General features: G+C 58.4%; 19 protein-coding genes and 4 pseudogenes. 13 read left to right on the forward strand and 10 right to left on the reverse strand.

The window, feature by feature from the left end; genetic code table 11:
• Positions 1 to 84: 84 nt before the first annotated feature.
• Both FFS64_RS28330 and FFS64_RS28335 read left to right on the forward strand, forming a co-directional pair.
• A complete protein-coding gene (locus FFS64_RS28330) occupies positions 85 to 1,596 on the forward strand; it encodes an IS66 family transposase (protein WP_137808058.1) in 1,512 nt (503 codons plus the stop codon).
• A 45-nt stretch (positions 1,597 to 1,641) separates the two neighbouring features.
• Positions 1,642 to 2,075 (forward strand): annotated as a pseudogene (locus tag FFS64_RS28335) (IS5 family transposase); the annotation flags it as partial.
• A gap of 25 nt (positions 2,076 to 2,100) precedes the next feature.
• Here the strand turns inward: FFS64_RS28335 and FFS64_RS28340 are convergent.
• The 3 genes and pseudogenes from FFS64_RS28340 to FFS64_RS28355 form a co-directional block, all read right to left on the reverse strand.
• Complete coding sequence (locus tag FFS64_RS28340; protein ID WP_137808059.1) at positions 2,101 to 4,095, reverse strand: nucleoside-diphosphate sugar epimerase/dehydratase; 1,995 nt, start codon at positions 4,093 to 4,095, stop codon at positions 2,101 to 2,103.
• Between the two features lie 746 nt (positions 4,096 to 4,841).
• Positions 4,842 to 5,141: pseudogene (locus tag FFS64_RS28345) on the reverse strand (transposase); the annotation flags it as partial.
• Between the two features lie 256 nt (positions 5,142 to 5,397).
• Positions 5,398 to 5,517: pseudogene (locus FFS64_RS28355) on the reverse strand (transposase); the annotation flags it as partial.
• A gap of 5 nt (positions 5,518 to 5,522) precedes the next feature.
• Here FFS64_RS28355 and FFS64_RS32330 point away from each other — a divergent pair.
• The 4 genes and pseudogenes from FFS64_RS32330 to fabF all read left to right on the forward strand — a co-directional run.
• Positions 5,523 to 5,651: pseudogene (locus tag FFS64_RS32330) on the forward strand (hypothetical protein); the annotation flags it as partial.
• A gap of 141 nt (positions 5,652 to 5,792) precedes the next feature.
• A complete protein-coding gene (locus FFS64_RS28360) occupies positions 5,793 to 6,128 on the forward strand; it encodes a helix-hairpin-helix domain-containing protein (protein ID WP_137808060.1) in 336 nt (111 codons plus the stop codon).
• Positions 6,129 to 6,337: 209 nt separating this feature from the next.
• Entirely contained in the window at positions 6,338 to 7,132 is a 795-nt protein-coding gene (locus FFS64_RS28365; RefSeq protein WP_137808061.1) for an SDR family oxidoreductase, read from the forward strand.
• A 31-nt stretch (positions 7,133 to 7,163) separates the two neighbouring features.
• A complete protein-coding gene (gene fabF / locus FFS64_RS28370) occupies positions 7,164 to 8,438 on the forward strand; it encodes a beta-ketoacyl-ACP synthase II (RefSeq protein ID WP_137808062.1) in 1,275 nt (424 codons plus the stop codon).
• On the opposite strand, the gene FFS64_RS28375 is transcribed toward fabF, so the two are convergent.
• Positions 8,435 to 8,992 (reverse strand): TetR/AcrR family transcriptional regulator, encoded by a 558-nt coding sequence (locus FFS64_RS28375; protein WP_095196519.1) that lies wholly within the window; start codon positions 8,990 to 8,992, stop codon positions 8,435 to 8,437. The genes fabF and FFS64_RS28375 overlap by 4 nt on opposite strands.
• Before the next feature lie 174 nt (positions 8,993 to 9,166).
• Between FFS64_RS28375 and FFS64_RS28380 the strand changes: the two genes are divergently transcribed.
• Both FFS64_RS28380 and FFS64_RS28385 read left to right on the forward strand, forming a co-directional pair.
• The gene (locus FFS64_RS28380; RefSeq protein WP_137808063.1) at positions 9,167 to 9,820 is read left to right on the forward strand and encodes a GntR family transcriptional regulator; all 654 of its coding nucleotides are present in this window, start codon (positions 9,167 to 9,169) and stop codon (positions 9,818 to 9,820) included.
• Positions 9,821 to 9,835: 15 nt separating this feature from the next.
• Entirely contained in the window at positions 9,836 to 10,687 is an 852-nt protein-coding gene (locus FFS64_RS28385) for a DUF1989 domain-containing protein (RefSeq protein WP_137808064.1), read from the forward strand.
• A gap of 130 nt (positions 10,688 to 10,817) precedes the next feature.
• Here the strand turns inward: FFS64_RS28385 and FFS64_RS28390 are convergent, their stop codons facing one another.
• From FFS64_RS28390 to rfbC, 6 genes are all read right to left on the reverse strand, one after another.
• Positions 10,818 to 10,985: a DUF2897 family protein gene (locus FFS64_RS28390; protein ID WP_009050155.1), complete on the reverse strand. Its 168-nt coding sequence runs from the start codon at positions 10,983 to 10,985 to the stop codon at positions 10,818 to 10,820.
• Positions 10,986 to 11,199: 214 nt separating this feature from the next.
• Positions 11,200 to 12,564 (reverse strand): ethanolamine permease, encoded by a 1,365-nt coding sequence (eat, locus tag FFS64_RS28395; RefSeq protein ID WP_137808065.1) that lies wholly within the window; start codon positions 12,562 to 12,564, stop codon positions 11,200 to 11,202.
• A 192-nt stretch (positions 12,565 to 12,756) separates the two neighbouring features.
• Entirely contained in the window at positions 12,757 to 13,626 is an 870-nt protein-coding gene (gene rfbD / locus FFS64_RS28400; protein WP_137808066.1) for a dTDP-4-dehydrorhamnose reductase, read from the reverse strand.
• Between the two features lie 46 nt (positions 13,627 to 13,672).
• Complete coding sequence (gene rfbA, locus FFS64_RS28405) at positions 13,673 to 14,545, reverse strand: glucose-1-phosphate thymidylyltransferase RfbA (RefSeq protein ID WP_137808067.1); 873 nt, start codon at positions 14,543 to 14,545, stop codon at positions 13,673 to 13,675.
• Positions 14,542 to 15,624 (reverse strand): dTDP-glucose 4,6-dehydratase, encoded by a 1,083-nt coding sequence (gene rfbB, locus FFS64_RS28410; RefSeq protein ID WP_137808068.1) that lies wholly within the window; start codon positions 15,622 to 15,624, stop codon positions 14,542 to 14,544. Before rfbB ends, rfbA begins: the two co-directional genes overlap by 4 nt.
• A gap of 156 nt (positions 15,625 to 15,780) precedes the next feature.
• The gene (gene rfbC, locus FFS64_RS28415) at positions 15,781 to 16,326 is read right to left on the reverse strand and encodes a dTDP-4-dehydrorhamnose 3,5-epimerase (protein ID WP_137808069.1); all 546 of its coding nucleotides are present in this window, start codon (positions 16,324 to 16,326) and stop codon (positions 15,781 to 15,783) included.
• A 228-nt stretch (positions 16,327 to 16,554) separates the two neighbouring features.
• Here rfbC and kdpF point away from each other — a divergent pair, with 228 nt between their 5' ends.
• The 5 genes from kdpF (at position 16,555) to FFS64_RS28440 (ending at position 23,888) form a co-directional block, all read left to right on the forward strand.
• A complete protein-coding gene (gene kdpF / locus FFS64_RS28420) occupies positions 16,555 to 16,644 on the forward strand; it encodes a K(+)-transporting ATPase subunit F (RefSeq protein ID WP_007899818.1) in 90 nt (29 codons plus the stop codon).
• Between the two features lie 8 nt (positions 16,645 to 16,652).
• The gene (kdpA, locus tag FFS64_RS28425) at positions 16,653 to 18,362 is read left to right on the forward strand and encodes a potassium-transporting ATPase subunit KdpA (RefSeq protein WP_137808070.1); all 1,710 of its coding nucleotides are present in this window, start codon (positions 16,653 to 16,655) and stop codon (positions 18,360 to 18,362) included.
• Between the two features lie 10 nt (positions 18,363 to 18,372).
• The gene (kdpB, locus tag FFS64_RS28430; RefSeq protein WP_137808071.1) at positions 18,373 to 20,430 is read left to right on the forward strand and encodes a potassium-transporting ATPase subunit KdpB; all 2,058 of its coding nucleotides are present in this window, start codon (positions 18,373 to 18,375) and stop codon (positions 20,428 to 20,430) included.
• Positions 20,431 to 20,566: 136 nt separating this feature from the next.
• Positions 20,567 to 21,112: a potassium-transporting ATPase subunit KdpC gene (kdpC, locus tag FFS64_RS28435; protein WP_137808072.1), complete on the forward strand. Its 546-nt coding sequence runs from the start codon at positions 20,567 to 20,569 to the stop codon at positions 21,110 to 21,112.
• Positions 21,113 to 21,242: 130 nt separating this feature from the next.
• Positions 21,243 to 23,888: a sensor histidine kinase KdpD gene (locus FFS64_RS28440; protein WP_137808073.1), complete on the forward strand. Its 2,646-nt coding sequence runs from the start codon at positions 21,243 to 21,245 to the stop codon at positions 23,886 to 23,888.
• Positions 23,889 to 23,913 lie beyond the last annotated feature (25 nt).

The following is a 23,913-nucleotide window of genomic DNA, read 5'->3' on the forward strand; positions in this document are numbered from 1 at the left end:
CTCGATGGTTTTGATCTGTGGCGCAACCGCCCACATCAGGTTTTGACACCTCGATTTGTCGCCTGATTCGGTATAATCCACGGCATGATCTCCATGCCCGACAACCTTCCCGAAGACCTGACTGCGCTCAAGCAATTACTTGCTCAGATGCAGTCCAAGGTTGTTCATCTCGAAGAAGAAAATGCGCTGCTCCGTCAGCGTCTCTTCGGGCGTAAATCCGAACAAACAATCGACCCAGCGACCCCGCAATTGGCTCTTTTTAATGAAGCCGAAAGTGTCGCTGAACCTGCCGCCGAAGAGGCGGAGGAAGAAGTCGTCGCTCCGACCAAGCGCCGTGGCAAACGCAAGCCTCTGCCCGCCGACTTGCCCCGTATCGAAGTCATCCACGAACTGCCCGAGCACGAGCTGACTTGTGCTTGCGGCTGCCGCAAGCACGCCATCGGCGAAGAAACCAGCGAGCAGCTGGAAATCGTGCCGATGCAGATCCGCGTGATCAAACACATCCGCAAGGTCTACGCCTGTCGTGGCTGTGAAACCGCGCCGGTCACCGCTGACAAGCCAGCGCAATTGATTGAAAAGAGTATGGCCAGCCCCAGCGTTTTGGCGATGTTGCTTACGACCAAATACGTCGATGGCCTGCCACTGCATCGCTTCGAAAAAGTACTCGGTCGCCACGGCGTCGATATTCCACGACAAACCTTGGCGCGCTGGGTTATCCAGTGCGGCGAACACCTGCAACCGCTGCTCAACTTGATGCGTGACCGGCTGCTGGAAAGTCGCGTAATCCACTGCGACGAAACGCGTGTCCAGGTGATGAAAGAGCCTGATCGAGAGCCGACTAGCCAATCCTGGATGTGGGTACAAACCGGCGGACCGCCGAATCAGCCAGTGATCCTTTTTGATTACTCGACCAGCCGAGCGCAAGAGGTGCCGTCGCGCCTGCTCGAAGGTTATCGCGGCTATCTGATGACCGACGATTACGCCGACTATAACGCCTTGGGCGCGCAGGCTGGTGTCGAACGTTTAGGCTGCTGGGCACATGCGCGACGCAAGTTTGTTGAGGCGCAAAAAGTGCAACCCAAGGGCAAAACCGGGCGTGCCGATATAGCCCTGAATCTGATCAACAAGCTGTACGGTATCGAGCGAGATTTAAAAGAAGTCGGCGATGAACATCGCCATGAAGGTCGACAGCAAAACAGCCTGCCGGTCCTGGCGCAGTTATACGCCTGGCTGGAGAAAACGCAGCCTCAGGTGACGGCGCAAAACGCGCTGGGCAAAGCCATCAGTTATCTGGCCAGCAACTGGGACAAGTTAGTGCGCTACACCGAAGCCGGTTTTTTGCCGATCGACAACAACGCGGCAGAGCGTGCGATCAGGCCCTTCGTGATCGGGCGCAAGAACTGGCTGTTCAGCGACACGCCCAAAGGCGCGACGGCCAGCGCTCAACTTTACAGTTTGGTCGAGACGGCTAAAGCCAACGGCCAAGAGCCCTATGCGTGGCTGCGCCACGCACTTGAACGGTTGCCGCAAGCCGCCGCAGTAGAAGACTTCGAAGCCTTGCTGCCGTGGAACTGCACGCCGCAAATACCAAGATAGTTATACGCCCCACCTTTTAAATGTGGGGTTCATGGATCGCATACGGAAGAAGCACTGTACGAGACGACTATTCTGCGCCAGTTTGCGGGGCTGAGCCTGGAGCGCATTCCCGACGAAACCACCATCCTCAACTTCCGTCGCCTGCTGGAAAAGCACGAGCTGGCGGCAGGGATTCTGGGCGTGATCAATGGCTACCTGGGTGATCGCGGCCTGTCGCTACGCCAGGGCACCATTGTCGATGCCACGCTATTCATGCGCCAAGTTCGACCAAGAACCAGGACGGCAAGCGCGACCCGGAAATGCACCAGGCCAAGAAAGGCAATCAATGGTACTTCGGCATGAAGGCCCATATCGGTGTAGATGACGAATCGGGCCTGGTGCATAGCGTGGTGGGCACGTCGGCCAATGTGGCAGATGTCACGCAGGTCGATAAGCTACTGCACGGCGACGAAAACGTAGTCTGTGCCGATGCCGGTTACCATATGAAACCACTCAGGGTGCATTTTAAGAGTCGAGCCTGCGCTGCTGATACATCCAATCCACTATTTCACCATCAGGTGCGTAGCCACTGACGGTATCACGCAACAACTGCCGCACCTTTGAGTAATCATCTTGTTTCAGCGCCGATAGCAAATCCGTGAGTTTTTCTTTAAGTACATCCCAAGACAAGTGATCTTCATTTGCACGCATGATCATGGGATGCTGAGTCGCCTCTACATTATCGCCTATCAATAGTTCTTCATACAGTTTCTCACCAGGTCGCAGCCCGGTAAACTCTATAGAAATATCGCCATGAGGGTTCTTTTCTGAACGAACACTCAACCCAGACAAATGAATCATCTTTTCGGCAAGCTCGATTATTTTTACTGGCTCCCCCATATCGAGCACGAACACATCTCCACCCAGCCCCATCGAACCGGCCTGAATCACAAGCTGGGCAGCTTCGGGAATAGTCATAAAATAGCGAGTGATCCTGGGATGGGTAACCGTCAACGGTCCACCCGATTTGATCTGCTTGTGAAACAGTGGGATTACGGAACCGGAAGATCCCAGGACATTGCCAAAACGCACCATGGTGAACCGAGTCTTGTTCACACGAGAGACATTTGTGTCGTCACCAAATAACACCGGAGCAAGCTCCCGGCTAAGCGCCTGTAGCGTCAATTCGGCAAGACGCTTGGTACTGCCCATGATATTGGTCGGACGTACGGCTTTATCTGTGGAGATCAATACGAAGTTGGCCACTCCCGCCGTCAGAGCAGCCTGAGCAGTATTGAGAGTACCGATCACGTTATTCAGCACTCCTTCGGCGATATTGTGCTCAACCATCGGTACATGCTTGTAGGCGGCTGCGTGATACACCGTATCTACGCTCCAGGTTCTCATAACATCCAGCAACTTACCCTGGTTACGTACAGAGCCTAGAATCGGCAAAAGTCGAATAGACAGAGACTCACGGGCGATGCGCTGCTCAAGCTCAGACAAGATGCTGTAAAGATTGAACTCACTGTGTTCAAAGAGCAAAAGTGTGGTCGGATGCAAAGCCAAAATCTGACGGCACAACTCAGAACCGATAGAACCGCCAGCCCCGGTAACAAGTACAGACTGTCCCTTGATGCAATGTTCAAGCAGCTCACCCTGAGCGGGAACAGCATCGCGACCAAGCAGGTCGGAAATATCTACCTCCTGAATGTCATCGACTTTTACCCGGCCACTGGCAAGGTCCATAAAACCGGGAACACTACGGACGTGCAGCGGGAACCCTTCAAGAAAACCAAGAATCTCTCTTCGGCGACCACGGGTAGCGGAAGGGATTGTCAACAGAATCTCCTGCGCTCCGGTTTCATCGATCATCTGCTGGATATGCTTGGGCTTAAACACCTGCAGCCCCGAAATCACACGCCCAACGATATTTTTATCATCATCGATAAAGGCGACCGGGCGCATAACGCGTCCCATACGCAACGCTGCAACCAACTGATTTCCGGCGGCCCCTGCACCAAAAATTGCGACCTTGGGCAGGCCGTCATCGCGATTGGTGAAAGGCACATGCTGTGCCGCAGTAAACCAGTCCCCCAAAAAATATTGACGCATCGCCAAGCGTAAACCACCCACCATAATCAGACTCAACCACCAGTAGTTAAAAATGATCGAGCGCGGAACAATGCTTTGATGATTACTGTACCAATAGACGATAATACCGAGGATCAAAGACGACAGGCTGACGGCTTTGATAATGGCTATCAATGCATCATTGCCAAAGTAACGCATCACCGCTCGATACATGCCGAAGCGGATAAATAATGGAATTGCGACTACGGGAGCGCTCAGAAACAGCCAAGTATGGGCAATAAGAGGATTGACCATGTCATCAATGCCGAGGCGAACCAAAAACGCCAGCCACAAAGCGATCCACACTAGAACGACGTCGGCCGACACCTGAATGAAGCGCTTCTGCCGGCGTGACAGCCCAAGCAACAACGTACGTAACTTATCCATAACTCCATCGTACACCTAGAACTACTCCCCTAATGATGGTGCTTGACCAGTGTGCGTCTCCTGACGTGCCCGCCACCTTAAAAACTCATAAATCAGCTGCCTGTGGATTTTACAGCACGCTTGGCTAAAGCAATGTATCCAATGCTCCTTTGTACACCTCCCCTTGTCCGAAAGAGGTGAAACAGAGCTCAGTTGGCAGCAGGCTACTGAAAAAACACACCTGAAAACTTGTATTCAAGACGAGATTGTCGCTGAACACTGCACGCCTCAATTGATGGCTCAAGAGTCGACACCAGCGTTTTCGGACATCAATTGCGCACGCAATTGTACCTGAACAAGCAACTGATTATGGCGCTTAAACCTTCGCGGATGATCACTACCTTGGAAAAAAAATCGCTTGCAAACCCACCTCACAGGAACACAGATCGCCTCCCAAGCGATTGAATCCATAGAAAAACTGCTGCACCAAGTCTTGACAACTTTTCATTCAGTTCAAGACCGAACCAAAAACAAGCGTACCTAAGACTCAACCACAGCGATGGTTTGATCAAATCATTAGGAGAAATGGGGTTGCCGTTGCATCTCCACCTCCCCTGCCTATGGATGGTCTGAAGTAGTCACGCTTTTCTGTCTGGTTTCAGCCTCCGCTGATTTTGAATACGGCGAATCGACCAAAACGATCAGATCATCCGCTTATTTCTGAGCTTTTAGCCGCCGCGAGCACCTCACAACGGTCATTTCCTGCATTACAGGCGCACCTCTCCTGTACTCGTCAGTAAATGTCGGCGTGCCATCCACAGATTCGACAGCGCGAATAGCGTCACCAGTTGCGCGGTGTTTTTGGCCAGGCCACGGAAGCGCGTTTTCACAAAACCGAACTGGCGCTTGACCACCCGAAACGGGTGCTCGACTTTGGCGCGCACCTGGGCCTTGGCCTTCTCGATCTTGCGCTTGGCTTTGCCGTTCCACGGCACTACCTGATCCATCTCGATCAAGAACAACTCTTTGCGGGTCTGCTTACGCTTGCCTGCGTACTCGGCGTCAGCGAAGGTCATCTGTTTCATCGGAAAACTCGGCGGGTGGAGTCCTGGTATTTTGCCAAAATCAGGAAGTCTTCTTCAGAGTTTCCCTAAGCGAGTAATAAGTAAATGCACAGTCAGCAGATAGTAATAGCGCGTCGATTCAGTGTTCTGGTTCACTTGGTAGTTTAGAAACCACGCGAGATGTATTCGCTGCCAGGTCCATGGGTTGTCCCGTTGCCAGCGATTAGCGATCGCCGTTTGGATGGCTTTCGCTTGGCGGTCGCGCAGACTGGATAAAACTCATGATAGCCGCCACCCGTTTTCCACTGCGCAGCGATCCGGCGAAGAGCCAGTTCTTTCGTCCCAGAGCCCATTGCCTGATTTGGTTTTCACACCAATTTTGACTGGGATGTGCTTAAGGAGAAAATCGCCCAATTACTAGTCGCGATTGAGCACGACGACTATTCGAAAGTTCGTCAGTTGCCGCGCGAAACCGTCAGCTGCTACACCCCGGACGATGATATCGTCGACTAGATCTACCAGCAGCGTCGCCACGAACCCTGATTGTTTCATATCCTGTAACGGACACATTTTTGACAGGCTTCAGACATCGCCTAAGTTTGGGAGGCAGCTTCGGAAAAGCTGCTTCCTCAACCGATGTCATGGAGCTTCATTATGCGTACTGGTTTTTTCTACTCTCTGGTTTTTGCCCTGCTCACCAGTGTTTCGACGGCTGCCATATCCGCGCCCGCTGTGAAAACGGAGGCTGGTCATGCGCCCCTGATGCAAGAAGTGTCACCGAAGGCACAGGGCGGTAAGGTCGATCTGAACGGCGCCGATGCGCCCACCTTGCAGCGCGAGTTGTCCGGAATCGGCGAGGCCAAGGCCAAAGCGATTGTTGCGTATCGTGAAACTAATGGCCCGTTTGCATCGGTGGACGAGTTGCTGGAAGTGAAGGGCATCGGCAAGGCGATTCTGGATCGCAATCGCGAGAAGCTGGAAGTGAACTAAGCTGATTATTCAACGCCAAGGGGCCGGTCATTGACCGGCCTTTTTGCTTTTCGGCGAACGCTACCAGACATTGCCTTCTATCGGCCTCATGAAAATTATGGCTATCATATGCCAATTAAATTATGTCTATAATAAATGAGTTTCCCGTCCAGGCGCCCTAAGACTCAGTCGCCTGACCTTCCCACAAGCATCTCCTGCGGAGCACAGTCATGAATTCTGTCCAATCCCAAGGTACGGCCCTCGTCACCGGTGCTTCTTCCGGCATCGGCGCGGTTTACGCGCAGCGTCTGGCGGCGCGTGGTTTTGATTTGTTGCTGGTGGCTCGCGATCAGCAGCGGCTCGACGAGGCGGCGAGCAAGTTGCGCGCCGAGTATGGCGTTCAGGTCGAAGTGCTCAAGGCGGATCTGACGCAAAAGGATGATGTGCTCAAACTTGAGCAACGGCTGCGCAGCGATTCGAGTATCAGTCTGTTGCTGAACAACGCCGGCGTGGCGGCGGATGGGTTGTTGGCCAATGCCGACACCGACCAGCTGGAGCGAATGATTCAGTTGAACGTGACAGCGGTCACGCGCCTCGCTTCGGCTGCAGCGGCCAGTTTTGCCAAGGCGGGTCGGGGTACGATCGTCAACATCGCGTCAGTGGTGGCGTTGTTTCCCGAGCGTTTCAATGCCACCTACAGCGCCAGCAAGGCTTATGTGTTGAGCCTTACCCAATCGTTGAACGCCGAGCTTGATGGCACCGGGGTCAAGGTCCAGGCTGTGTTGCCAGGGGTAACACGTACTGAAATCTGGGAGCGTTCCGGTATCGATGCTTCGCAGATTCCGGCGGAGATGGTCATGGAGGCGGGCGAGATGGTCGACGCCGCGCTGTCGGGCCTGGATCAGGGTGAGTTGGTCACCATTCCGTCCCTGCCGGATGCGGCTGACTGGGATGCCTTCGTCGCGGCCCGTCACGTGTTGGCACCTAACCTTTCCAAAAGCAAAGCCGCTGCGCGTTACAAATGAAGCGCGATAAATCGGCACGAGGTATTGCGGTATGAGTGATCGTAGAGTGGTTGTAACGGGCATGGGCCTGGTGTCTCCGCTGGGTAGTGGAGTCGAAGCGGTCTGGCAGCGATTGTTGGCCGGGCGCTCCGGTTTGCGTAATTTGCCGGATGAGGTGATAGCCGATCTGCCGGCCCGGGTCGGCGGCGTTGTGCCGACGATTCAGGAGGATCCCGAAGCGGGGTTCGATCCGGATGTGGCAACGCCACCCAAAGAGCAGAAGAAGATGGACCGTTTCATTATGTTCGCCATCGAAGCGGCGCGTCAGGCGCTGGAGCAGGCGGGTTGGCAGGCGCAGAGCGCCGATGCCCAGGAGCGTACGGCGACCATCATTGGTTCCGGTGTGGGTGGTTTCGGGGCGATTGCCGATGCGGTGCGTACGACAGATAGTCGTGGTCCTCGGCGCTTGTCGCCGTTCACCATCCCGTCGTTTCTGGTCAATCTGGCGGCGGGCCATGTGTCGATCCAGCACGGTTTCAAAGGCCCGCTGGGTGCCCCGGTGACGGCCTGTGCGGCCGGGGTCCAGGCGATTGGCGACGCGGCGCGGTTGATTCGTTCCGGCGAAGCGGACATCGCAGTATGCGGCGGCGCGGAGGCGGCGATCGATCGGGTCAGCCTCGCCGGCTTTGCTGCCGCTCGAGCCTTGTCCAGTGGGTATAACGACACACCCGAGCGCGCTTCACGCCCCTTCGACAGTGGCCGTGATGGCTTTGTCATGGGCGAGGGCGCCGGTCTGTTGGTGATCGAGTCCCTGGAGCATGCGTTGGCCCGTGGCGCTAAACCCCTGGCGGAGCTGGTGGGCTACGGCACCAGCGCCGATGCCTATCACCTGACCGCAGGCCCTGAAGATGGCAGCGGTGCGCGTCGCGCAATGTCGCTGGCATTGGCTCAGGCGGGTGTTTCGCCGGAGCAGGTTCAGCATCTGAATGCCCACGCGACCTCGACACCGGTTGGCGATCTCGGGGAGTTGGCGGCAATCAAGTCGCTGTTTGGTACGGATAACAAGATCGCGGTGACATCGACCAAATCCGCCACCGGACATTTGCTCGGTGCAGCAGGCGGGCTTGAAGCGATCTTCACCCTGTTGGCGATCCGTGATCAGGTCGTACCGGCGACGCTCAACTTCGATAACCCGGACCCTGCTGCCGAGGGTGTGGACATCGTCCACGGTCAGGCCAGGCCGATGGCCATCGAGTACGCCTTGTCCAATGGCTTCGGCTTTGGCGGGGTCAATGCCAGCGTGTTGTTCAAGCGCTGGAACGGCTAGGCCTGGGACTCGTTCAGGTGAGTCCGCGTGACGTCGAGAATCTGCCGGGCAAACTCAGGATTCTCGACGCTGCGCGAAAGCAGCAGCGCCCCCACCAGTGTCGACATGATGACGATGCTTCGGTCCACCACGTTTTCACCTTCAAGCGTGCCTTGTATCTGTTGAAGCCGGGCGTTCAGTACCTCGTCCGAGGTCGGGCTCGGCTGCCCGCGCATACCGAGTTCCGATGACATGGTCAGCAGCGGGCAGCCTTCGTGGGGCGAAGTCTGGTGCCATTCAGACAAATAGGCATCGATGAACGCTTCAAGCGGGCGCTCCTGGGCAAATAGCTCGGCGCAAATGCCGGCGACCTGATCGCCGGCAGCCTGTAATGCCTTTTCTACCAGCTCGTCCTTGGATTTGAAATGCGAGTAAAAACCACCGTGAGTCAAACCCAACGCTTTCATCAGAGGTTGCAGGCCGGTCGCGCCGATACCGTCACGGCGAAAGCGTTCTGAGGCTTCCTTGATGATGCGTTGGTGGGTCTGGGCTTTATGGTCCTGCGAGTAACGCATCTGATATCTCCACATCAATGCGCCATATTAACCAATGAAAATTGGATGGTGACTGTACTTCTACTTCTAAAAAGCATGCAGATGCGTCGAACTTGGTTCAAACGCACACAAGTACTGGCACGAATAGTGATTACTCATTGATTAACGATTGTTGAACAATCTTGAGGCAATGGTATGAGCAGTGGACTTTCACTGGCCGATCACATCACTTTGGAATTGCGCGCGGACATTATCGGCGGTCGTTTGCTGCCCGGCATGGCGCTGGTGGAAAACGACCTGGTGTCGGCCTACAACGCGTCGCGCAATACCATCCGTGAAGCCCTGCATCGCCTGGGGCAGGAAGGTCTGACCCGTTATGTGCGCAACAAAGGCGTCATGGTTCGCCGCTTGGGCTTTGACGATGTGCGGGATCTGTTCAAAGTTCGGCGCACCCTGGAGCTGCAGGCTATCAGCATGAGTCGCCCGCTGCGCGACTATCAATCCGACCGGATGCTCGAAGCCCTGGAGGCCACCGAGTTGGCTCGGGAACGCGAAGACTGGCGCGCCGTCGGCACCTACAGCCTGGCCTTTCATCAACACATCGTCGGGTTGCTGCGCAGTCCGTTGTTCGATGAATTCTTCACCAACGTCGTTGCGCAATTGCGCCTGGTGTTCTGCACCGCTCCCGATGAATCGAGTTTTCAAGCGCCCTGGCTGGCTCGCGACCGTCTGATCCATGAGCTGCTGGTCGAGGGTGACAAACTCGCCGCCGAGGAGGCGATGAGCCTGTATCTCGATGATTCCGAGCATTTGCTATTGCAAATGCTGACACCTTCTTCCCATCACTGATCGAGGATTCGAGCCATGTACAAAGACTATCCGGCGGCCTACCAAGTCAGCAAAGGCTCGGCCTTGCAGGTGGACAAGGCCTTCTACGAGCGGGTGCGCGACACGAAGGACGGGCGCACGCTGATCGAGTCGTTCGAGGTACCCATTCGCACCGGCCGCGCCTGGCATGTCCCGGCCGGACATGTGTTCAGGGTGACGACGCCTGTCGGTCCGCAAGTGGGCGACTTCAACGTGTGGAATGCCCACGACCCGCGCGAACGCCTCTGGGCTTCGCGCACTCGACAGCTGCAGGGCGCGCACGTCAGCACCCATGACCGGCTCTGGTCGAACCTGCCTTTTCTGCGGCCGCTGGTGACCATCACCGATGACAGCCTGGCCGGTTACGGCATCGATGAACATGGCGGTCGCTTGCACGATTTGCTCGGCACCCGTTGCGATCCCTATGTGAACAAAATGCTCACCGGCGAAGATTTTCATCATCACTGCCACTCCAATCTGACCCGTGCGGTACTGCCCCATGGCCTGACTGAATTCGATGTGCACGACGTGCTGAACATCTTTCAGTGCACGGGCCTGAATCACGACGACATGTACTTCATGAAAGCCTGTCCGGCGCAGCAGGGTGACTATCTGGAGTTCTTTGCCGAGATTGATTTGCTGTGCGCGCTGTCGACGTGTCCGGGCGGCGATTTGTCGTTGGCCATGTGGGGGCCGGATGCGCAGGATCCGCTGAGCGTGTGCCGGCCGCTGGGGGTGGAGATTTATCGATTGGAGGATTCGTTGCTGGAGGGCTGGAGCCAGCCGGAACGTGCGGCGTACAAGGGGTTGCATGGCTTGCACATTGCCAAGGCGGATTGGGAAAAATAGTCCCAGGTCCTTGTAGGAGCGAGCTTGCTCGCGATGGTCGTAAACGATTACGCGTGTTTTCTGGTTAAACGCGGCGCTTTTGAATTCATCGCGAGCAAGCTCGCTCCTACAATTTCCTTATCTGATCAGTTCAGCGGTCCTGCGCATCCTTGGCGTCCGCTTCCGCGTTGCGTTCAGCCACGCGTTTACGTTGTTCATCGGTCAACTCGACCTTGTTGGCAGTGTCACGCAGCATCATCAAGCCGCCAACGATCGAGCCGATTGCAACGATCAGAATCAACCAGGCATACCAGGGCATAGGGTTCTCCTTAAGGGCAGGCCGATTGGCGGGTTTCGCCAATCGATCGTGCCTACCACTTTTGAGCGAATGATTTTCGCAGTGGTTCCATTCTATGCCTGATAAGCCTTGTAGGAGCGAGCTCGCGATGGTCGCCAACGATAACGCTGGTTGGCAGGTAGCCCGCGACAGTCTCAGGTTTTTCGCGAGCAGGCTCGCTCCCACATTGGTCGGTTTAAAGCCCGGTCAGCATCGCATCCGCTGGTGCATCGGCACGCAGTTGCGAGGTGAGCTGGAAGTAGACGAAACCCACCGCCATGAAGCCGAGGAAAATCAGCCCGATCAGCGTGTTGAACCAGGCCATGGCCACCAGGCACACCATCGCCAGCACCAGTGCGATGAACGGCACCAGCGGGTAGCACGGCGCACGGAAGGTGCGCTCCAGGTTCGGTTCGGTTTTACGCAATTTGAACAGGCTGAGCATGCTCATGATGTACATCACGATGGCGCCGAAAACCGCCATGGTGATCATCGCTGCCGTCAGCGTCATGCCGCCGAGATTGATCAGGCCATCACTGTAGATCGCGGCGATGCCGATCACGCCGCCGGCGATGATCGCCCGGTGTGGCGTCTGGAAGCGCGACAGTTTCGCCAGGGAGGCCGGCAGATAGCCGGCGCGGGCGAGGGCGAAGAACTGCCGCGAGTAGCCGAGGATGATGCCGTGGAAGCTCGCCACCAGCCCGAACAGGCCGATCCACACCAGCATGTGCAACCAGCCGGAGCTTTCGCCGACCACGGTTTTCATCGCTTGCGGCAGCGGATCGTTGATGTTCGACAGGGTGCGCCAGTCGCCGACACCACCGGCGAAGAACATCACGCCCATGGCCAGCAACACCAGGGTCAGGATGCCGCTGATGTAGGCCTTGGGAATCGTGCGTTTTGGGTCCTTGGCCTCTTCGGCGGCCATGGCCGCGCCCTCGATGGCAAGGAAGAACCAGATCGCAAACGGAATCGCCGCGAACATCCCGGCAATTGCCGGTGCACCGAACACATCCGAACCAGCCCAGCCATTGAGGGCAAAGTTGCTGAAGCTGAAGGCAGGGGCGACCACGCCCATGAACACCAGCAACTCAGCGACTGCCAACACGCAGACCACCAGTTCGAAGGTCGCCGCCAGCTTCACGCCGAGAATGTTCAGACCCATGAATACGACGTACGCGCCGACCGCGGCATGTTTCGGGTCGAGGGCGGGGAACTGCACGTTGAGGTAAGCGCCGATTGCCAGGGCAATGGCCGGCGGCGCGAAGACGAATTCGATCAGCGTCGCCAGCCCGGCGATCAATCCACCTTTCTCGCCAAACGCGCGGCGACTGTAGGCAAAGGGGCCGCCAGCGTGAGGAATCGCGGTGGTCAGCTCGGTGAAGCTGAAGATAAAGCAGGTGTACATAGTGGCGACCATGAAAGAGGTCACCAGAAAGCCAAGCGTCCCGGCCACGCCCCAGCCATAACTCCAGCCGAAATACTCCCCGGAAATCACCAGCCCGACCGCAATGCCCCACAGGTGTAGCGTGCCCAGCGTGGGTTTGAGTTGTGTGTTCATGCGTTTGCTCCCTGAATGGTTTGGAAAGCTCGGGGAGGGCGTGTGCAGTGGGCGTGCCAGTGTTATGACAGCGGTCGTAAAGGAGGGGAAATTGTCGTGTCGGGGATGTTCGCCTCGAAATGCCGGATTTTTATGCGCCAGTCAGGCGCATGACTGGCTCGGGTGCCACCTTCGTGAGCAGTCCTCAGGTGCTCAGGCTTGTTGGGCAAGACATTCGCGCAGGGCGCTTTTCCAGTCCGGCTGGCTGACTCCCCATTCGCGTTGCAAACGACTGCAATCCAGGCATGAATTGAGTGGGCGGGCGGCAGGCAACGGGTAATCGTTGGATGAAACAGGCAGCAAAGTTGCGCAGGGTTTCCCCTGTTGACGCAACGCTTCACAAATGGCCTGAGCAAAGCCGAACCAAGAGGTCGCCCCCTGAGCAGTGAGGTGATAAGTGCCCCAGCTCACGGTGTCACTCAATTGCCAACGTTCGATCAAGGCCAGAGTGCTATTGGCAAGGGTACCTGCCCAAGTGGGCGCACCGATCTGATCGGCAACCACCCGCAGTTCTGTTTTTTCCTGCAGTAACCGCTGCATGGTCAGCAGGAAATTGCGTCCTTCGGTCGAGTAGACCCAACTGGTACGCAAGATGAGATGTTTACCCTGCACCGCATTGATTGCTCGTTCACCCGCCAGCTTGCTCTTGCCGTAAACCCCGAGTGGATTGGGCGTGTCGTTCTCGTTATACGGCCCGACCTTTATTCCGTCGAATACATAGTCGGTGGAGTAGTGAATCAGCGGGATGTCGAGAGCCCGGGCTTCTTCGGCCAAGATGCCGGGTGCCACGGCATTGATGGCGAAGGCTATTTGCGGTTCGCTTTCGGCCATATCGACCGCTGTATAAGCCGCCGCATTGATGATCAGATCGGGCTGGATTATTTGGACCTTGCGACGAATCTGATCGGAGTGCGCCATGTCGAGCTGATCGCGTCCCAGTACGATCAGCTCGCCCAGATTGCCCAACCGATGTTGCAACTCACGTGAGACCTGACCACGCCGCCCGATGATGAGAACCTTCATGGGGGCAACCTGGTCTCGCCATTGCAGAAGTCGGACTTACTCATCCTTATCGCTCCCCTGCCAGTTTGGCGAGGTACTGACCATATCCGGTTTTGCCGAAGTAGTGAGCGCGCTCAAGCAGCTGTTCGCGGTTGATCCACTTATTGAGGTAAGCGATCTCTTCAAGGCAGGCAATTTTCAGACCTTGGCGATGTTCGATGGTCTGCACATATTGTGAAGCCTCGAGCAAACTGTCATGGGTGCCGGTATCGAGCCAGGCAAATCCACGACCGAAGCGCTCGACCTGTAGATCACCACGTTCCAGGTAGGCGATGTTGATGTCGGTGATTTCGAGTTCGCCGCGTGGAGAGGGCTTGACTGCTTTCGCGATGTCGATCACATCATTGTCGTAGAAATACAAGCCGGTAACCGCATAGCTGGATTTTGGATTTTCCGGTTTTTCTTCGATTGATACGGCACGACCTTCGCTGTCGAAATCAATCACGCCGAAGCGCTCGGGGTCTTTGACCCAATAACCGAAAACTGTAGCGCCAGAAGAGCGTTTTGCCGCGTTCTGTAACTGGCCACCAAAATACGAACCATGGAAGATGTTGTCGCCGAGAATAAGGCACACGGAGTCGGTGCCAATGAACTGTTCGCCAATCAGAAAGGCCTGAGCCAAACCATCCGGCGATGGCTGTTCGGCATAGCTGAAACTCACCCCAAACTGGCTGCCATCACCGAGCAGGTTGCGGTATTGAGGCAGATCCTGAGGAGTAGAGATCACCAGAATTTCTTTGATGCCGGCCAGCATCAATACTGAAATCGGATAGTAGATCATCGGTTTGTCGTAAACCGGCAACAGCTGCTTGGACACACCGAGTGTAATCGGGTGCAGGCGCGTACCTGAGCCCCCCGCCAAAACTATTCCTTTCATCACGCGAGTAACTCCTTGGGATTGATGGCACCCAGGCGTTCACCTTGGTAGCTGCCATCTTGTACACGTTGGCACCACTCCAGATTGTTCAAATACCACTGAATGGTTTTACGCAGGCCGGTTTCGAATGTCTCTGCGGGTTTCCAACCTAGATCTTGTTCGATTTTGCTGGCATCGATTGCGTAGCGCAGGTCATGGCCAGGACGATCCTGGACAAAGGTGATCAGGTCGGCGTAATGCTTTACACCTTCCGGCTTTTGCGGTGCCAGTTCCTCCAGCAGTGTGCAAATGGCCCGTACGACATCGATATTCTTTTGCTCGTTGTGCCCACCGATGTTGTAGGTCTCTCCGATTTTTCCTGCGTTCAGCACTTTGAGCAATGCCCGGGCGTGGTCCTCGACAAACAGCCAATCGCGTACTTGAAGGCCATTGCCATATACCGGCAAAGGCTTGCCCGCCAAGGCATTGAGTATCACAAGCGGGATCAACTTTTCGGGGAAATGAAAGGGGCCGTAGTTGTTCGAACAGTTGGTCAACAAGACCGGCAGGCCATATGTGCGATGCCAGGCGCGGACCAGATGATCGGACGCCGCTTTGCTGGCGGAGTACGGCGAGCTGGGGGCATAGGGCGTTGTTTCCGTAAACAGATCCTCGGCACCATGCAGGTCGCCATAGACCTCATCGGTGGAAATATGGTGAAAGCGGAAAGCACTTTTTTCCGGCTCGGCGAGGGTCTGCCAATAGGCGCGAGTGGCTTCCAGCAGGCTATAGGTTCCAACGATATTGGTCTGGATGAAATCAGACGGTCCGTCGATGGAACGATCGACGTGGGATTCAGCTGCCAAATGCATGATCGCGTGTGGTTGGAAACGGTTCAGCACAGCACTGACAGTCGGCAGATCAACGATGTCGGCTTGAACGAATTCATAGCGAGTGTCGTTGGCAATGGTGGTCAGTGATTCGAGATTGCCGGCGTAAGTCAGCTTGTCCAGGTTAAGCACTTCATGGCTGGAGTATCGAATCAGCTCGCGAACCAGGGCAGAGCCGATGAAACCGGCACCGCCGGTAATGAGGATACGCATGATGGCCAGCCTTTTCAGTAAGTCGATAACAAATGGGTATAGCTTGTCGGCATGACCGGGGTTGCGCAATAGGAGTGTGGGACCGATTTTGCTTTAGTCGAGCAAGCGGAGGACTTTCTACCGAGCGCCTGTGCGTAAGGTGCCTATGAGCACGGTTCAGGAGAATACGTCAGCTACTTTAAAGAACGCCGCCGCCTGATCCTTCGCCGACAGTTGCGGTGCTTCGTCCAGTTGCCAGTCGATGGCGAGCTCCGGATCATCCCAGCGGATGCTACGTTCGGCAGCCGGGTTGTAGTAGTCGGTGGTCTTGTAGAGCGATTCGGCGAAATCACTCAGCACCACGAAACCATGGGCGAAACCCTCAGGAATCCAGAGCTGGCGATGGTTCTCGGCGGACAGTCGCACTGCCACCCATTTGCCGAAATGCGCTGAGCTGCGGCGAATGTCCACGGCAACATCGAGTACTTCCCCATTGATTACACGAACCAGTTTGCCTTGGGTGTTCTCCAGTTGGTAATGCAGACCGCGCAATACCCCTTTGCTTGAGCGCGAATGATTGTCCTGAACGAAATCAGCGTCCAGCCCCGTGGCTTCCTTGAAAACCCTGGCGTTGAAGCTCTCGTAAAAAAAGCCTCGTTCATCACCAAACACCTTTGGCTCGATGATTAGAACACCGGGCAAATCGGTGGTGAATACATTCATGGTGTTTTTCCGGCAATGGGCAGCGACAACCGACATTCTTGCGCAAAGTCGCAGTGGGAGCGAGCCCGCTCGTGTCAGCGGTCATCAAAACACCGCCGTAACGCCCGCATAAACCCACTCTTTACGCTTTCTTTATTCCCCGCGCGCGGCCTCACTCTCGTTCTTTTACAGCCTTCCTTCCGACAATGAACCCACACGCGGCAATACGCCGTAACACGGAGAACTTCCATGAGCGTTCTGGACGGGGTGTCACTGCTTTTGGCAGTGGGGCTGTTCATTTATCTGTTGGTTGCGCTGTTGCGCGCGGACCGGAACTAGGAGCGGCTATGCACAGTTATGACTATTGGCTGATCCTCGCGTTTTTCGCGGTGGTATTGGTCCCGGCGCCGTTTCTCGGGCGCTTCTACTACAAGGTGATGGAAGGCCAGCGCACCTGGCTGACGCCGATCCTCGGCCCGGTCGAACGGGGTTGCTACCGGTTGGCCGGGGTTGATCCACAGGCCGAACAGAGCTGGCAGAAGTACGCCATGGCCTTGCTCGCCTTCAACCTCGCGGGTTTCCTGCTGCTGTTCGCGATCCTGTTATTCCAGGACCATTTGCCACTGAACCCGCAAAACCTGCCGGGCCAGGAGTGGACGCTGGCGTTCAACACCGCCATCAGCTTCATGACCAACACCAACTGGCAGGCCTACAGCGGTGAAGCATCGCTGAGCTATCTGAGCCAGATGGCCGGCCTCACCGTGCAGAACTTCGTCAGCGCCGCCACCGGCCTCGCTGTGCTGGTCGCTCTTTGCCGTGGCATCGGTCGTAAGTCCACCCAATCCCTGGGCAACTTCTGGGTCGACATGACCCGCGCTACCCTCTACGGCCTGCTGCCGCTGTGCCTGTTGCTGGCGCTGTACCTGGTCTGGCAAGGCGTGCCGCAAACCTTCGCGCAATACGTGAATGCGGTGACGATGCAGGGCGTCGATCAGGTGATCCCGCTCGGTCCTGCAGCCAGCCAGATTGCGATCAAGCAACTGGGTACCAACGGTGGCGGCTTCTTCGGCGTCAACTCGGCGCATCCGTTCGAGAACCCGACGGCCTGGTCGAACCTGTTCGAGCTGGCGTCGATCATTCTGATTCCCGTCGCGCTGGTCTTCACCTTCGGCCACTACGTGAAAGACCTGCGTCAGAGTCGCGCGATCATCGCCTGCATGCTGGCGCTGTTCCTGATCGGTGGTGCGACTTCGTTGTGGGCCGAATACCAACCGAACCCGACCCTGAACAACGTCGCTGTAGAACAAACCGCGCCGCTGGAAGGCAAGGAAGCCCGGTTCGGCACCACGGCCACCGTGCTCTGGTCAGTCACCACCACGGCGGCATCGAACGGTTCGGTCAACGGCATGCACGACAGCCTCAACCCGCTCAGCGGCATGGTGGCGCTGGTCAACATGATGGTCGGCGAAGTGATCTTCGGCGGCGTCGGCGCCGGGCTCTACGGGATGTTGCTCAACGTGTTGATCGCGGTGTTCCTCGCCGGCCTGATGATCGGCCGCACCCCGGAGTACCTCGGCAAAAAACTGCAAGCCAAGGAAGTGCAATTGCTGGTGGTGACCCTGATGGTCATGCCGATCGGCGTACTGGTACTCGGCGCGATTGCCGCCAGCCTGCCCGGCCCCGTGGCCTCGGTGAGCAATCCCGGACCCCATGGTTTCAGCCAGTTGCTTTACGCCTACACCTCGGCCAGTGCCAACAACGGTTCCGCGTTCGGCGGCTTCGGCGCCAACACGCCGTTCCACAACCTGATGCTGGGCCTGGGCATGTTGATCGGGCGCTTCGGTTACATCCTTCCGGTCCTGGCCCTGGCCGGCAGCCTGGCGATGAAGAAAACCGCACCGATCGGGCAGAACAGCTTCCCGACTCATGGCCCGCTGTTCGTGACCCTGCTGACCGTGACCATTTTGCTGGTGGGTGGTTTGACCTTTCTGCCGACCCTGGCGTTGGGGCCGATTGCTGACCACTTGAGCATGGCTGCTTTTGGGTTAAAGAGCTGAGGACTATTTGATGAATATGCCCGTAGTAAAACCGGTTGCCGCGAAGGCACCGGAACAACCGAAAACCGCGATCTCGGCCCTCTGGCGCCCGGCGTTGCTGCAAGCCTTCGTCAAGCTCGACCCGCGGCAACTAAAGCGCGCACCGGTGATGCTGGTGGTCGAGCTGACCGCGATCCTGACCACCGTACTGTGCTTCGTACCGGATACGGCGGTACCGACCTTCGTCGCGGCGCAGATCGCGGTGTGGCTGTGGTTCACCGTGCTGTTCGCCAACTTCGCCGAGGCCCTGGCCGAGGGTCGCGGCAAGGCCCGCGCCGATAGCCTCAAGGCCGGCAGCGAAGGCTTGAGCGCGCGCCGCAAAACCAGCAATGGCACCTTCCAGGTGGTGCCGGCCACCAGCCTGCGCAAAGGCGATGTGGTGCGCGTCGAAGCCGGGGAGATGATCCCCGGTGACGGCGAAGTGATCGAAGGCATCGCCGCGGTCAACGAAGCGGCGATCACCGGTGAATCGGCACCGGTGATCCGCGAGTCCGGCGGCGACCGTTCGGCCGTTACCGGCAATACCCGGCTGGTGTCTGACTGGCTGCTGGTGAAGATCACCGCCAACCCCGGTGAGTCGACACTGGACCGCATGATCGCCCTGGTCGAAGGCGCCAAGCGGCAGAAAACCCCGAACGAAGTGGCGCTCGACATCCTGCTGATCGGCCTGACCCTGATCTTCCTGCTGGTGGTCGTGACCCTTCAACCGTTCGCGCACTTTGCCAACGGCAACCTGCCGCTGGTGTTCCTGGTGGCATTGTTGGTCACGCTGATCCCGACCACTATTGGCGGTTTGCTGTCGGCCATCGGTATCGCCGGGATGGATCGCCTGGTGCGTCTGAATGTGATCGCCAAATCGGGTCGCGCGGTGGAAGCGGCGGGGGACGTGCATGTCCTGCTGCTGGACAAGACCGGCACCATCACCTTCGGCAACCGTCGTTGCACCGCTGTGGTCCCGGCTCCAGGGGTGACGGCCCGGGAGCTGGCCGAGGGCGCCTTGTTTGCCTCGCTGGCCGACGACACGGCGGAAGGTAAGTCCATCGTCGAATACCTGCGTGGCACTCAACCGCAGCCTGAGCGGGCCGCCGAGTTGCTGACAGCCGTGCCGTTCAGTGCCGAAACCCGGCTGTCGGGTGTCGACTATCAGGGCCGTGTCTATCGCAAGGGGGCCGTGGATTCGCTGCTGGCCTTCGTCGGTCTCAAACGCACCGATCTGGCCGCGCCGCTGTCTCGGGAAATCGACAAGATTGCCCAGAGTGGCGGTACGCCGTTGCTGGTCTGCGCCGACGGCAAACTGCTGGGCGCGATCCACCTCAAGGACGTGGTCAAACCCGGCATCCGCGAACGTTTTGCCGAGTTGCGCAAACTGGGGATACGCACGGTCATGGTGACCGGCGACAACCCGCTGACCGCTGCGGCGATCGCCGCTGAAGCGGGTGTGGATGACGTGCTGGCCGAAGCCACGCCGGAGAAAAAACTGGCGCGCATTCGTCACGAGCAAAACGACGGTCGCCTGGTCGCCATGTGCGGCGACGGCGCCAACGATGCCCCGGCGCTGGCCCAGGCCGACGTCGGCATGGCGATGAACGACGGCACCCAGGCCGCGCGCGAAGCGGCCAACATGGTCGACCTCGACAGCGACCCGACCAAGCTGCTGGATGTGGTGCAGATCGGCAAGGAGTTGCTGGTGACCCGCGGCGCGTTGACGACGTTTTCCATTGCCAACGACGTGGCCAAGTACTTCGCGATCCTGCCGGCGCTGTTTGCCGCGATCTACCCGCAACTCGGCGTGCTGAACATCATGCACCTGAGCAGTCCGCAAAGCGCGATTCTCTCGGCGATCGTGTTCAACGCCTTGATCATTGTCGTGCTGATTCCGCTGGCATTGCGCGGTGTGCGGGTGCAAGCGGCGAGCGCGGCGGCATTGCTGCGCCGCAACCTGCTGATTTATGGACTGGGCGGGATTCTGGTGCCGTTCGTGGGCATCAAGGCCATCGACATGCTGTTGACGGCGTTGCATTTGGTTTAAGCAAACACACCCACATCCACTGTAGGAGCTAGCTTGCTAGCGATGGGCGTTAACGATAACGCGTTCTGTCTGGATGAACGCGGTGCTCTCCAGTTCATCGCGAGCAAGCTCGCTCCTACAATTCGAGGATTTTGAAATGTCCACAATGATACGCCCGGCCCTGAGCCTGCTGGTCCTGATGACCCTGATCACCGGCGTTGCCTATCCCCTGGTAGTCACCGGCGTGGCGCAGGTTGCGTTCCCCGATCAGGCCAATGGCAGCCTGGTCCGCGATGTCGACGGCAAGGTCCGCGGTTCTTCGCTGATTGCCCAGGATTTCGTCGGTGACGCCTGGTTCCACCCACGGCCATCGGCTGGTGCCTTTGCCACCGTGTCGAGCGGCGCCAGCAACCTGTCGCCGAGCAACCCGGCCCTGGCCGCTCGCGTGATCGACGACGCCAACAAACTGTTGGTGCCCGGTCAGGGGCCGGTGCCGCTGGCGATGGTCACCACCTCCGGCAGCGGCCTCGATCCACACTTGCCACCGGCCGCGATTGCCTATCAACTGGCGCGTGTCGCCGCGGCGCGCAACCTGCCGGTCGCGACCCTGCAAAACCTGCTGGACGCGCACATCGAGCAGCCGCTGATAGGCCCACCGGTGGTGAATGTGTTGGCGCTGAACAGGGCGCTGGAAAAGTTGTAGAGCGGCGGTGCGGCCATTCGCGAGCAGGCTCGCTCCCACAGGGGGACGCAATCCAATGTGGGAGCGAGCCTGCTCGCGAAGACGGCAGAACAGCCACTACATGAACATCTGAAATAAGAGAATCCCAAACATGAGCGACTCCGGCCGCGCCGACGCGCTGTTAGCCAACCTGCCCCGCGACGGTCGTGGCCGGCTCAAGGTTTTTCTCGGCGCCGCGCCCGGGGTCGGCAAGACCTACGCCATGCTGCAAGCGGCCCACACTCAACTACGTCAAGACGTGAAGCTCATCGCCGGTGTGGTCGAGACCCATGGCCGCGCCGAGACCGAAGCGCTGCTCGGTGGCTTGCCGCAGCAACCGCTGGTGCGCTCGGAATACCGTGGCGTGATGCTCGAAGAAATGGACCTCGACGGTTTGCTCGCTGCCAAACCGAAACTGGTGCTGGTGGACGAACTGGCCCACACCAATGCCCCCGGCAGTCGTCACGCAAAACGTTGGCAAGACATCCAGGAACTGCTCGCCGCCGGCATCGATGTGTACACCACGGTCAATGTCCAGCACCTGGAGAGCCTCAACGATCAGGTGCGTGGCATCACCGGCGTGCAGATCCGCGAAACGCTGCCGGACTGGGTGCTTCAAGAGGCCTACGAGCTGCTGTTGATCGACTTGCCCCCACGCGAGCTGCTTGAGCGTCTGCGCGACGGCAAGGTTTATGTACCGGAGCAGGCGCGGGCGGCCATCGATGCGTACTTCTCCCAGACCAACCTCACCGCGTTGCGTGAACTGGCGATGCAAACCGCTGCGGCTCAGGTCGATAACGATCTGGCCCAGGGTTATCGTCAACTCGGTCAGGCGGCGCCAGCCGTGCGCGGGCGCTTGCTGGTCGGCATCGATGGCGATGCTCAGGCCGAGCGTCTGGTGCGTCACGCCAGCCGCGTCGCCCAGCGCCGGCATCTGCCGTGGAGCCTGGTGCATGTGGACACTGGCAGTGTGCGTGACGAGCAGTCGCGCCTGCGCCTGCAAAGTGCCCAGCAACTGGCCGAACGCCTGGGCGGCGAAGTGGTGTTGCTGCGGGCCGGCGAGGTGGCCAAGACCCTGATCCAGCATGCCGCCGAGCGTCGCGCCAGCCTGGTGCTGGTCGGACAGTCCCGTCAGCGATTACGCCGTCGACTGTTCGGTGGTGGTTTGGCGGCGCGTTTGTTGCGCCATGCACGCGGGCTGGAAATCAACGTCATCGACAGCGATCACGAACAGGATCAGCCACGACTACGTCCGGTTCATTCGCTGGTGTGGTTCGACTACGCACTGGCGCTGGTCGCAACCGTACTCGCCAGTGCCCTGGCCTGGGCGGTGGCGAGTGTCTTGCCGCTGCCGAATATTTCCCTGGTGTTCCTCGCCGCCGTGTTGCTGGTGGCGGTGCGCAGCAGCCTCGGCCCGGCACTGGCCTGTGCCGTGTTGTCGTTTCTGACTTACGACTTCCTGTTCATTCCGCCGAATTTTTCTTTCCACATCCAGCGCGAAGAAGACGTGCTGACCTTGCTGTTCTTCCTGCTGATGGCGGCCCTCACCGGCAACCTCGCGGCGCGACAGCGGCGCCAGCTGCAGGCCTTGCGCGACACCCAGGAGGAAACGACCGAACTGCTCGACCTGTCGCGCAAACTCACCGCCGCCACTGATCGTCAGGCCGTGATCAATGCCGCGGCTCATCACTTCGAGGGTTGGAGCGATCTGCAACTGTGCCTGCTCAATCGCGACGGCCAGAGTGGCTGGAAAGTCGAAACCGGTGGCCCGCTGGAATTCACCGAAGCCGAACGCGCGGCCGCCGATTGGGCCTGGCAACACGACCAACCGGCAGGTGCGGGCACCGGCACTTTGCCGTTCGGTCGTTGGTGGTGGTGGCCGCTGTCGGTGGAGGAGGGGCCGCTGGCGCTGCTCGGGGTGTGCGCGAAAGAGGGCCAGACCTTGAGCGGCCAGCGTCGGCGTTTGTTGACAGCGTTGAGCCAGCCACTGGCACAGGCGCTGGCCCGCGCGCAACTGGCCGATGACCTGGAGGCGGCGCGGCTGCACGGTGAAACCGAGCAACTGCGCAGCGCCTTGCTGGCCTCGGTGTCCCACGACTTGCGCACACCGCTGACCTCCATGCGCGGCAGCATCGACAGCCTGCTGGCCCTTGGCGAGGCGATCCCGCTGGAGGATCGCCGCGAGCTGCTCGAAGGTACCCGTGATGAAGCCGAACGCCTCGACCGCTACATCCAGAATCTGCTGGACATGACCCGCCTCGGTCACGGCGCGCTGAAACTGGCGCGGGACTGGGTATCGCCGGCGGACATCGTCGGCAGCGCGCTCAATCGCCTGCGCACGGTGCTGGCGTCGTTGCAGGTCAGTGTCGAGGTGCCGGCGGAGTTGCCGTTGCTGTACGTCCACGCCGCACTGATCGAACAGGCCTTGATCAATGTGCTGGAAAACGCCGCGCGCTTCTCGCCGGCCCACGGTCGTTTGCAATTGAGCGCCGGGGCTGACGACAGCGAGCTGTTTTTCTCGGTGAGTGACGAAGGCCCCGGGATCCCGGAAGCGGAGCGGGAGAAGATTTTCGACATGTTCTACACCGCCGCCCGCGGCGATCGTGGCGGGCAGGGCACCGGGCTGGGGCTGGCGATCTGTCAGGGCATGGTCGGTGCCCACGGCGGGCGGATCAGCGTCGCCGACGGTATCGAAGGACGCGGCACCTGCATCACTTTGCACCTGCCTCTGCAGGCTCAGCCGGCGTTTGAAAATTAAGTGCCGAAGGTGAAGCCTGTTGGTG

Source organism: Pseudomonas sp. G(2018), from assembly GCF_005502415.1.
Classification (GTDB): Bacteria; Pseudomonadota; Gammaproteobacteria; order Pseudomonadales; family Pseudomonadaceae; genus Aquipseudomonas.